Raw genomic sequence first — 10055 nt, forward strand, 5'->3', positions numbered from 1 at the left:
GCATGATCGCCTCCCGTCCTTCGTTGCTCTCAGCCCGCTTTCGGCGTGAGGCGGTCCGCCAGCGCGTGGAAGCGCGCCAGCTGATCGTCGCGCAGCGCGCGCGTCTCGTCGCGGCCGACGAACACCTTGAACATGATGCCGCCGTCGACATTGATGAAGGCGATGAAGGCCGACACCTTGCCCATGAACGGTCGCTCCACGAACGCGATCGCCGCGCAGCGCTCATGCCTGAGATGGCCGTGCAGCCCTTTCGGCTGCATCAGGTTGAAATAGCCGCGACCGACCTCGCCTTTCGGAATGGCGCCGGTGAATTCGAAGATCGCATCATCGGTGTGCACGATCAGCGTCACCTCGCCCCATTCCGCGACGTCCTGCATCGCGGTGGCGAATTCGCCGGCACCGATCCGCACCATGCTCTCAGGCAGCGCCTCGAGCACGGCGCGCGGCGTGACCTTGCGCTCGCGCGCGACGTCCTCGATTACAGCGCCGGGATTGTCCGCCATATGGGCCTTCAACCCGGCAAGCTCGGTATTCGGCACGACTGCCTCCGTCACGCCGGGCTCTTCGCGCGCTCGGTGATCAGCACCTCAAACCCCTCGAATTTGGGGTGACCGAGATAGAGGCTGCCGCCGGTCTCGTTGCCGGCGCGGGAATGCGCGCGTCGGAACGCATCCGACTTGGTCCAGTCCTCGAACGCCTTCTTGCTGGCCCACACCGTATGGGTCGCATACAGCGTATGGTCCTCGGCCTCGGGGCCCTTCACCAGATGAAACTCGATGAAGCCGGGCAGATCGCCGAGATAGGATTCGCGCGTCTTCCAGACCGTCTCGAACGCCTGCTCCTTGCCCTTGATCACCTGAAACCGGTTCATTGCGATGAACATGAAAGCCTTCTCCTGTTGGCGGCGGATGCCTTGGACAATGCCTTGGACGTTGCCTTGGCTGCTGCCGGTTGATCTCGTTAATATCATGAATGCGCCAAAGCCGCGCTGGGGGCACCAGCGCGGCCGGAGCAACCTGGATGGAATGATCGGCTTGTCGCGTTACGCTCCACCAAGGTGAATCTTCAGACCGGCCTTGTAGACGGTGCCCGGACCGGGGCTCGAGAACAGCACGTCATTCTGCGTCGTGCCGTCGGACGAGGAGCCCGGGATCGCATAGGGCCGATAGTACTGGTTCAAGAGGTTATCGACCGACGCCGTGAAGGTGACGTCCTTGGTGGCGTTCCAGGTCACATAGAGATTAACCAGCTCGTAGCCGGTCGAGGGCAGATAGCCCGCCGGCAGGTTGTTGTTGGCACCGAACGAGGACCATTGCGCGGCGATGATCAGCGAACGGTCGAGCAGGCGCACGCCGCCCGTCGTCGTCACCTTGCGTGGCGTGATGGTGGCGAGCCCGACATTGGTCTCGGTGTTCCGGCCGCGCATCAGATGGCCGGCGACGCCCACAAACCAGTCGCCCGCGTCATACATCGTCTCGAGCTCAAAGCCCTCGATGCGAACGTGGGCGAGGTTCTGGTACTGGTAGAACTGGCTGAACCGTCCGAACGGCGTTGCGGTCGGCGTCGACGCGACGAGATCGATGTAGCCGTCGACGTCGTTGCGGAACACGTTGATCTTGCCGCGGAACGAGTCGCTCGCGGTGAAGATGCCGTCATACTTCAGATTGATGCCGGCTTCCTTGTTCTTGCCGACCTCGGGCCGCAGCGCCGCGTTCGGCAGGAAGCAGAACAGCCCGCTGGTGCCGTCGGGACAGTTGAACAGCGCCGGCCCGCCGCCGGTGGCATGACTACCCGCAATCAACGTCTCGGTGATCGACGGTGCCCGATAGCCTTCGGCATAGCTCACATAAGGCGTGAAGCCCGCCACCGGCGTGACGCCGAGCGTGATCTTCGGCGACAGCCGGTCGCCGCTGGTCGTGGTGTTGATGGAGTTGAGCTCGTAGTGATCGTAGCGGACGGCGCTGACGAGCTCGAGCCAGGTCGAATAATTCTGCTTCAACTGCACGAAGCCGCCGGACACCGTGCGTTGGCCGCCCGGCGTCGTGATGTTGGAGTTACCGCGGGAATCGAAGGTCTCGACATCGTCGCGGAAGGCATCGAAGCCGTAGGTCACGGCATTGCGCCAGTCACCGAAATTGAAGCGCGAGGTGTTGTTGACGTCGAGGCCGACGGTGTCGAGCGAATAGCCGCGCTTGTTACCGACGCAGCCGGAGATGTTGTTGCCGGGATTGGCGAGCGTGCAGACACCGCCGCCTGTGGTGATGCGGTTGTTGTAGGTCTTGACCTGATCGTTGTCGGTGCGGTTGCCGTAGACCGAGATATTCCAGTCGAACAGCATGTCGTCGGGCTTGGAGTATCGCCAGCTCAGCGTGCCCGTGTAGTTCCTTGCATCCGAAGCGTAGACCGAGGAGCCCGCGATCGCCGCCAGCGGCGCCGCCGTCGTGGTCGGGCCGCGGCTCGGCTGGCCGATATTGTACTGGTAGTCCTGGAAGATGCCGCCGATCTTGAAGTCGTGGCCTTCGGCCGGCCGGATCGTCACCTTCATCAGGCCGGCCGCGATATCATTGCCGGTGTTGCCGATCTCGGTGCCCGCGCCGTCCTTGTAGTTGCTCTGGGTGCGGTAGACCGCCCCACCGAACACGTCGACATTCGGATCGGCGCGGACGCCACCGAACACGGAGCCCATGCCGCGGTCCTTGTTGGAGCCGTAGGAGCCCGACATGTCGACGCCCCAGCGCTCGCCTGGGCGCACCACATCGTCGATATCCTTGGTGCGGAACGAGACCACGCCGCCGATCGCGCCGGAGCCGTAGATGTTCGCGGTCGGGCCGCGCACCACGTCGACGCCGCCGATCAGTTCGGGATCGAGGAAGAACGAGCCGTTGGCGTTATGGCCGGTGCGCTGGTAGTTCTGCCGCGCGCCGTCGACGACAACTGCGACGCGGCCGAAGTCCTGCAAGCCGCGGATGTTGACGACGGTCGCCGGATCGTCGCCGCGTTCCTGGAACGAGACGCCGGGAACATTGTAGAAAATGTCGGAAATCCTGTTCGGCTGCAGGCCCTGAATCTTCTCCAGCGTGACCGAGCTGACCGGCGCCAGCGCGTCGATCGCACGCTCCTCGGTCTTGGACGCCACAGCGGTGATGGTGTCGAGCGACTGCACCGGTACCGCGCCGATCTGCGCACGCGCATTCATCGCAGGCTGCGCCGCCGCCTGTTGTTCGGCCGCAGGCTTCGGCTTCCGCTTGGCCTGCTTCGGCCGCTCTGTCGCAGCACGCGCCGCCGAAGCATCGGCTGTCTGCGCGAAACCGCCTCCCGGCAGCGCCGTCGAAAATGAAAACACCGACGCGCCCAAAATCAGGACGCGCGAAACCCTAGCCCCGTCAGCCATTCTAGCCCCAGCCTAATCATCGCTCTTCTGGTTTGGCTGGCGTGCGCTCTGGTGAGCGGCTTGCTGGCTACGTTGCGATGCAAGCCACCCGCTTGCATCCTGTGATGATTGGTTACGGGCCCGCAACAAAACGGTCAAGAATGCGGCGGCGCTGTTTACATCGATTGTAAATTGCAGGCGTTGGAATGCGCCCTCGCCCGATTATACAAGCAAGCACCATTTGAAAATATCGAAAGCGCAGCACCACGAGAATGTCGGCAACTTCCGGAGACAGGTTCGACGCAGCGGGAAAGCAGGCCGATTCCGTGTCTGACGCGGCCAAAACCCTGATCATGCGCGGAAATCGTCTCGACAGCCGCGACCTGTTCTCGACCGAACGCGAGCTCATCATCGTGCATGGCGAAGAGCACTACCGGCTGCGGCTGACTTCGCAGAACAAGCTGATCCTCACCAAGTGACTGCCTCGATGACAATTTGTCGCACGCTCGCTCTGCTCGCATTCTCCTGTCTGCTGCCGATCGGCGCCGCAACCGCCGAGGGCATCACCGTGCACGACGCACGGGACCGCGACATCGTGATCGATGATCCCACACGCATCGTCTCGATCGGCGGCGCGATCACCGAGATCCTCTATGCGCTCGGCTTCGAGGACCGCATCGCCGGCGTCGACGCCACCAGCCTGTACCCGCCGGCGGCGCTGCGCGAAAAGCCCGACGTCGGCTACATGCGCCAGCTGTCACCCGAGGGCGTGCTCGGCCTACACCCGTCGCTGGTGCTCGCGGTGCAGGGCTCCGGGCCGAAGGAGACGATGGACGTGCTGGAGGCCGCCAAGGTGGCGCTGGTGCTGGTGCCCGAGACCTTCTCGGAAGCCGGGCTGGTCGAGAAGATCAGGCTGGTGGGCCACGCCATGGGCGCCGACCCGCGCGCCGCCTGCCTCGCCACGGCGGTGGAGAGCGATCTCGGCCAACTCCGCGCGCTACGCGCCAAAGTGGCAAAGCCGGTGCGCGTGATGTTCGTGATGTCGCTCCTGAACGGGCGGGCGCTCGCCGCGGGCCACAAGACCGCCGCGGACGAGATCATCCAGCTCGCCGGCGGCGTCAACGCCATCGACGGTTACGACGGCTACAAGCCGGTCAACGACGAGGCCATCGTGGCGGCGAAACCGGATGTCGTGCTGTCGATCGATCGCGGCAAGGATTCGCTGACCTCGGAAGCCGTGTTCACCCATCCGGCCTTTGCGCTGACGCCGGTCGCGGCCAACAAGGCCTTCATCTCGATGGAAGGGCTTTATCTGCTGGGCTTCGGACCGCGCACCGCGGCCGCGGCGCGCGACCTCTCGGTCAAGCTTTATCCGGCGCTGGCGCCGGAGGCCGACAACTTCAAGCCATCCGCGTTGACCGCGAACTGCCGACAATGAGCGTGATGGCCGAGCGCCGCGCGGGTGCGAAACAACGACGCGCCGGCATGTCGCTGCGACCGGCGGCGACACTCACCCTGCTCTGCCTGCTGGCGGCGCTCGCTGGGACCGCGCTGGTCGCCTTGACGGTCGGAGCCGCCGGCATTCCATTGGCGCGGCTGCCGGCTGCGCTCGGTCTATGGGCCGATAGCGCAGCCAACCCATTGCTCGCGCGCGACCAGCTCGTGGTGTGGTCGATCCGCATTCCCCGGATCGCGGCGGCCGCAATGGTCGGCGGCCTGCTTGCCGTTTCCGGCGCGATCATGCAGGGCCTGTTCCGCAATCCCCTCGCCGACCCGGCGCTGGTCGGCGTCTCCTCCGGCGGCGCGTTTGCCGCGGCGGCCGCAATTGTCTTCACCGACAGCCATCTCGGCGGGAGCCTGCGCTTCCTGCAAAATCAGTTGCTGCCGATCGCGGCCTTTGCGGGCTCGCTGGTCACGACCATCGTGCTTTATGGCATTGCGAGCCGCGGCGGCCGCACGTCGATTGCGATCTTCCTGCTGGCCGGGCTGGCGATTGCCGCGATCGCCAATGCCGGCATCGGCCTTTTGGTCTTCGTGGCCGACGACCGCCAGCTTCGCAACATCACCTTCTGGATGCTGGGTTCGCTGAGCGGCGCGACCTGGACCAAGCTGTCAGCGCTGGCGCCGGTGCTGGCCGCGGCCCTGATCGCCTGCCTTTCGATCGCGCGCGGGCTCGACGTGCTGGTGCTCGGCGAGGCCGAGGCGTTCCACAGCGGCGTCGATGTCGAACGGCTGAAGCGGATCTCGATCGTGCTGGTGTCGGCGATGACAGGTGTCGCGGTCTCGGTCTGCGGCGTGGTCGGTTTCGTCGGCATCTTGGTGCCGCATCTGTTGCGTCTCGTCATCGGGCCTGCGCATCGCCTGCTGCTGCCGGCCTCGGCATTGCTCGGCGCGATCCTGCTGGTCGGCGCCGATACGGTGGCGCGCACCATCGTGGCACCGGCAGAAATGCCGATCGGCATCCTGACTGCGGCGATCGGCGCGCCGTTCTTCCTTGCCATGCTGCTGCGCCAGCGCGGGCTGGTGTCGCTATGAGCACGCTGCTCGAGGCGCAGTCAGTATCGATGACAGTAGGCGGTGCGAAGCTGGTCGATGCGGTCTCACTGCAGATTGACGCGGGCGAGATGGTAGCGATCGTTGGACCGAACGGCGCCGGCAAATCGACCCTGCTGCGAATGCTCTCGGGCGACCTCCGTCCGTCGCGCGGGGCGATCCGGCTCAGGCAACGTGACCTCCACGCCTACGGTCCGCGCGAACTGGCGCAGCGTCGCGCGATGCTGTCGCAGCACATCAACGTCACCTTCCCGTTCACCGTCGAGGAAATCGTCAGGATGGGCGCCGGCGAGAGCCCACGCGCCGTGACGCGTGCACTGGTCGAAGCGGCGCTGGACGAGGTTGGGCTTTCGCATTTCCGCTTCAGGCAATTGCCGACGCTGTCCGGCGGCGAGCAGCAGCGCGCGCATTTCGCCCGCGTGCTGGTGCAGCTCGCCTGCGGCGAGGCACTGCATGGGCCGGGACTCCTGCTATTGGACGAACCGACATCGAGCCTCGATCTGCGGCACCAGATCGACCTGGTCGAGACCGCCCGGCGGCGCGCCGCGCGCGGCACCGCCGTGATCGCGATCCTGCATGATCTCAACCTCGCGATGCGGTTCGCCGACCGCATCCTGCTGCTGCATCGCGGACGGCTTGCTGCCGACGGCGACCGCACCGCCGCGATGCAGGCCGACACGCTTCGCAAGATCTTCGAAATCGACGTTACGATCCAATACACCGGAGCGGGCGTGCCGTTCCTGCTGCCGCAGACAATGCGGCCGGCGAGCCAAGCGACGTAACGCCGCAAGCCTTATCCCGTCGCAATATGCGTCATTCACAAAACTGTCAGCCGGCTGTAACAGGCGCCTCGGAGAACACCGCATCGTTTATCCCTTGGGAGATCAACCATGCGCCTGTCCCTGCTCTGCTCCGTCGCCTCGCTCCTGATCGCCTCGTCGGCGTTCGCGCAGAGCGAAGGCGAATTTCCGGCGACACTGGCAGGACACGCCGTGATGCCGGCCGAGAGCTTCATCGACGCGCCCGCCGATGCGCCGAACGATCTGAAAACGTCCGGCAAATACACCACCGGCAAGCGCGTCGATGCCATCGGCACCGTGATGGGCAAGTCCTATGAACGGCCGACCGGCGTGTCGCTGCCGTTCAAGGGCCAGCCGCTGCAGGGCCATTCCGGCATCAAGGCGATGCCCGACGGCTCATTCTGGGTGATCACCGACAACGGCATGGGCTCGCGCTACAACTCCGCGGATTCGATGCTGTACCTGAACCGTTACAAGATGGATTGGGCCGGCGGCAAGATCGAGCGCCAGGAGACCGTGTTCCTGCACGATCCCGACAAGAAAGTGCCGTTCCGCATCGTGCATGAGGACACCGCCAAGCGCTATTTGACCGGTGCCGACTTCGACACCGAGGGCTTCCAGATCATCAACGACATTTTCTGGATCGGTGACGAATTCGGGCCCTACATCCTCAAGGCCGACAAGACCGGCAAGATCCTCGCCGTGTTCGAGACGGTCGCCGACGACAAGCCGGTGCGCTCGCCGGATCACTGGGCGGTGCAGTCGCCCGGCGCACCCGGCGCCTCCTACACCAACGTCAATCTGCGCCGCTCCAAGGGCTATGAGGGCTTCGCTTCCTCCAAGGACGGCAAATTCCTCTACGGCCTGCTCGAAGGACCGCTGTGGGATGCCGACAAGAAGGACTGGGAGAAGGTCGACGGCAAGGAAGCCTCGCGCATCCTCGAATTCGACGTCGCGGCGGAGAAGTTCACCGGGCGCTACTGGCAGTATGTGTTCGAGCAGAACGGCAACGCGATCGGCGACTTCAACATGATCGACCCGACCCAGGGCCTCGTGATCGAGCGCGACAATGGCGAAGGCACCGCCGACAAGGCCTGCCCGCAAGGCCAGCGCGGCGAAAACTGCTTCCCTGACCTCGCCAAGTTCAAGCGCGTCTACAAGATCGAGCTGTCCGACGCCAATGTCGGCAAGCCCGTGCGCAAGATCGCCTATATCGACCTGATGAAGATCCGTGATCCGAACAAGAAGGCCCGCAAGCCGCTCAACGACGGCGTCTACACCTTCCCGTTCTTCACCATCGAGAACGTCGACCGCGTCGACGAGACCCACATCATCGTCGGCAACGACAACAACCTGCCGTTCTCCTCGAGCCGCGATCCGAACAAGGCCGATGACGACGAGTTCGTGCTGCTCGAAGTGGGTGACTTCCTGAAGGCGAAGTGAGGCGGTTGCTCGCACTACATGCAACAGTGTCGTCGCCCGGCTCGCCGCCTCCGCTAAAGCTTCGGCGCGCCATGCACTCATGGCCTCGTCGAAGCCTTGGCGTAGACGGGACCGGGCGACCCAGTATTCCAGACGCGTCCGAGGTCAACGGATAGGCCGCGGCATGCGGGGCATGACAGCGAATTTGCGGATGGCCAATCTCGTCATCTCCGCAAAGGCTTCGCCTTTGCCGCTGAAAGAGCCGCGCAGCGGCGTCTCGAAGGATGCACGGCCCCCGATGCAGCCGAGCAGAGACAGCCCGGCCGTCGCCCTTCGAGACGGCCGCTTTGCGGCCTCCGCAGGGTGACGGTGATAGACCTACCACGCCAAGCCCATGCCCAACGGTTGTCCTACAATTGCACTTCTAGCAACGCGCTGGATGATGATAGCCTCGACCGATACTTGAATCGCTTTGGGGCCGATCATGCGAGAAAAATCCAGCCTGACCTACATCGAGGCGCTCATCGCCGCGGGCTTCGTTGTGTACCTGACCTGGGTCCAAAGCTGGGGCCTGCCGCCGGCATGCATCGCCTTGATGCTCGGCGTGCTCGTCTACTTCGCCTATCTATGCCTGATGCGCCGGTTGGTGCGGCTTCATCAAAATACCTATGAGTGGGTGGCAACGATCCTGGCCGTTGCGTGGGCCGTGTTGGCTTACTTCGCAACCGCCGCGCTGCAGGCGGGGTTCGCCCATCAAATTCCCACCTCCCTGCTCGCGCATCTCTGGCCCTGGATCGCGGCGGTCGCCGCCTTCATCGGAGCGCTCGCCAGCAAGGTGCGCTTCATGGACGATGTTCGCGAATATGTCCTCGGCCGTCGCGCGCGCTGGGACAATCAGCAATGGCTGGAGGAGGACGCAGGCTTCTAGCGCGTCTTCAGGCGAAGTGGACCCCGGTTCGCGTGAAGAAAACGCGTCAAAACAACAAGCGTCCGCCGCCAAGCGTCATTCCTTCTTCGTCCGATAGTCCCCGAACGTCGTGTCGCGTTGGTCGAGCTGGGCCTTCACGCTGCCGCCGTCGCGGCGGAACCCGGCCATGTAGGCCTTGCTGGCCTCGGTCGTGAAGGCCAGCGCCTGGATCTCGGTGCCGGCACGTATCGCTGCGCGAGTGCCCATGATTTCCATTGCGCGATGCACCGAGCGCTTGTTGAGCTGCTGCAACTCGATCGGCACCTTCGCCGCGCGCTCGGCGAAGTCCAGCGTCTTCGCTTCGAGCTCTGCGAGCGGGAACGAGCGGGTCGCATAACCCCATTCGGCGGCCTCGCGTCCGGACATCGCATCGCCCGTGAGCATCAATTCCATGGCGCGGCGCATGCCGACCAGCCACGGGTGATACTGCATGTCGGGCGGGCTCATCAGCCGCACCGGCGGATAGCCGATCTGGGCGTCGTCGGCGACATAGACCACGTCGCAGGCGGTCGCGAGCTCGGTGCCGCCGGCGAGGCAATAGCCGTGCACCTGCGCAATCACGGGCTTTGCGAGATCCCAGATCGAGAACCAGCCCTCGACGACATGGCGCGACCATTGGCCCGGGCCGGATGCCGAATGATAGGGCTGGTCGACGCGATTGTCGGCGGAGAGATCATAGCCCGCCGAGAAGCACGGCCCCGCGCCACGCAGGATCGAGATCGAAATATCGGGATCGCGGTCGGCCTGCTCCAGCACCTCGAAAATCTCGCCGCGCAGCCGGTTGTTCAGCGCGTTGCGCTTTTCGGGGCGGTTCAGCGTGATGCGGCGGACGCGCGGACGCGGATCATCGGCGATGATGTGCTGGTAGCTCATGGATCCTCCCGATCTCAGGCTTTGCTGCCTTTGGCAAAGTGATGCCCGAGATCGGGAGGGATGTCATCGC

At 64.6% G+C, this 10055-nt stretch carries 10 protein-coding genes; 6 read left to right on the top strand and 4 right to left on the bottom strand.

Annotated elements, in window-relative coordinates; genetic code table 11:
• Nucleotides 1-29: 29 nt before the first annotated feature.
• The 3 genes from hutX to H8A95_RS23045 all read right to left on the bottom strand — a co-directional run bounded on the left by hutX (nucleotide 30) and on the right by H8A95_RS23045 (nucleotide 3391).
• Nucleotides 30-539: a heme utilization cystosolic carrier protein HutX gene (hutX, locus tag H8A95_RS23035; RefSeq protein ID WP_229185165.1), complete on the bottom strand. Its 510-nt coding sequence runs from the start codon at nucleotides 537-539 to the stop codon at nucleotides 30-32.
• An 11-nt stretch (nucleotides 540-550) separates the two neighbouring features.
• A complete protein-coding gene (gene hmuQ / locus H8A95_RS23040) occupies nucleotides 551-883 on the bottom strand; it encodes a heme-degrading protein HmuQ (protein ID WP_229185155.1) in 333 nt (110 codons plus the stop codon).
• Between the two features lie 159 nt (nucleotides 884-1042).
• Nucleotides 1043-3391, bottom strand: coding sequence for a TonB-dependent hemoglobin/transferrin/lactoferrin family receptor (locus H8A95_RS23045; RefSeq protein ID WP_229185156.1), 2349 nt, complete (start codon nucleotides 3389-3391; stop codon nucleotides 1043-1045).
• 251 nt (nucleotides 3392-3642) lie between these two features.
• Between H8A95_RS23045 and hemP the strand changes: the two genes are divergently transcribed.
• From hemP to H8A95_RS23075, 6 genes are all read left to right on the top strand, one after another.
• Nucleotides 3643-3849, top strand: a complete 207-nt coding sequence (gene hemP, locus H8A95_RS23050) for a hemin uptake protein HemP (protein WP_229185157.1) — start codon at nucleotides 3643-3645, stop codon at nucleotides 3847-3849.
• A gap of 8 nt (nucleotides 3850-3857) precedes the next feature.
• Nucleotides 3858-4808, top strand: coding sequence for a heme/hemin ABC transporter substrate-binding protein (locus H8A95_RS23055; protein WP_229185158.1), 951 nt, complete (start codon nucleotides 3858-3860; stop codon nucleotides 4806-4808).
• Nucleotides 4805-5905, top strand: coding sequence for a FecCD family ABC transporter permease (locus H8A95_RS23060; RefSeq protein ID WP_229185159.1), 1101 nt, complete (start codon nucleotides 4805-4807; stop codon nucleotides 5903-5905). The genes H8A95_RS23055 and H8A95_RS23060 overlap by 4 nt, the downstream gene beginning before the upstream one ends.
• Nucleotides 5902-6705, top strand: coding sequence for a heme ABC transporter ATP-binding protein (locus H8A95_RS23065; protein ID WP_229185160.1), 804 nt, complete (start codon nucleotides 5902-5904; stop codon nucleotides 6703-6705). The genes H8A95_RS23060 and H8A95_RS23065 overlap by 4 nt, the downstream gene beginning before the upstream one ends.
• Nucleotides 6706-6813: 108 nt before the next feature.
• Nucleotides 6814-8166: an esterase-like activity of phytase family protein gene (locus H8A95_RS23070; protein WP_229185161.1), complete on the top strand. Its 1353-nt coding sequence runs from the start codon at nucleotides 6814-6816 to the stop codon at nucleotides 8164-8166.
• 463 nt (nucleotides 8167-8629) lie between these two features.
• Complete coding sequence (locus H8A95_RS23075) at nucleotides 8630-9073, top strand: hypothetical protein (RefSeq protein WP_229185162.1); 444 nt, start codon at nucleotides 8630-8632, stop codon at nucleotides 9071-9073.
• 75 nt (nucleotides 9074-9148) lie between these two features.
• Here H8A95_RS23075 and H8A95_RS23080 read toward each other — a convergent pair whose 3' ends face one another.
• The gene (locus H8A95_RS23080) at nucleotides 9149-9985 is read right to left on the bottom strand and encodes an enoyl-CoA hydratase-related protein (RefSeq protein WP_229185163.1); all 837 of its coding nucleotides are present in this window, start codon (nucleotides 9983-9985) and stop codon (nucleotides 9149-9151) included.
• Nucleotides 9986-10055 lie beyond the last annotated feature (70 nt).

This window comes from Bradyrhizobium oropedii (assembly GCF_020889685.1).
Classification (GTDB): Bacteria; Pseudomonadota; Alphaproteobacteria; order Rhizobiales; family Xanthobacteraceae; genus Bradyrhizobium; species Bradyrhizobium oropedii.

Coding starts and splice junctions, on each gene's coding strand:
- hmuQ (WP_229185155.1), bottom strand. CDS start 883: ATGTTCATCGCAATGAACCGGTTTCAGGTGATCAAGGGCAAGGAGCAG.
- H8A95_RS23045 (WP_229185156.1), bottom strand. CDS start 3,391: ATGGCTGACGGGGCTAGGGTTTCGCGCGTCCTGATTTTGGGCGCGTCG.
- hemP (WP_229185157.1), top strand. CDS start 3,643: ATGTCGGCAACTTCCGGAGACAGGTTCGACGCAGCGGGAAAGCAGGCC.
- H8A95_RS23055 (WP_229185158.1), top strand. CDS start 3,858: ATGACAATTTGTCGCACGCTCGCTCTGCTCGCATTCTCCTGTCTGCTG.
- H8A95_RS23060 (WP_229185159.1), top strand. CDS start 4,805: ATGAGCGTGATGGCCGAGCGCCGCGCGGGTGCGAAACAACGACGCGCC.
- H8A95_RS23065 (WP_229185160.1), top strand. CDS start 5,902: ATGAGCACGCTGCTCGAGGCGCAGTCAGTATCGATGACAGTAGGCGGT.
- H8A95_RS23070 (WP_229185161.1), top strand. CDS start 6,814: ATGCGCCTGTCCCTGCTCTGCTCCGTCGCCTCGCTCCTGATCGCCTCG.
- H8A95_RS23075 (WP_229185162.1), top strand. CDS start 8,630: ATGCGAGAAAAATCCAGCCTGACCTACATCGAGGCGCTCATCGCCGCG.
- H8A95_RS23080 (WP_229185163.1), bottom strand. CDS start 9,985: ATGAGCTACCAGCACATCATCGCCGATGATCCGCGTCCGCGCGTCCGC.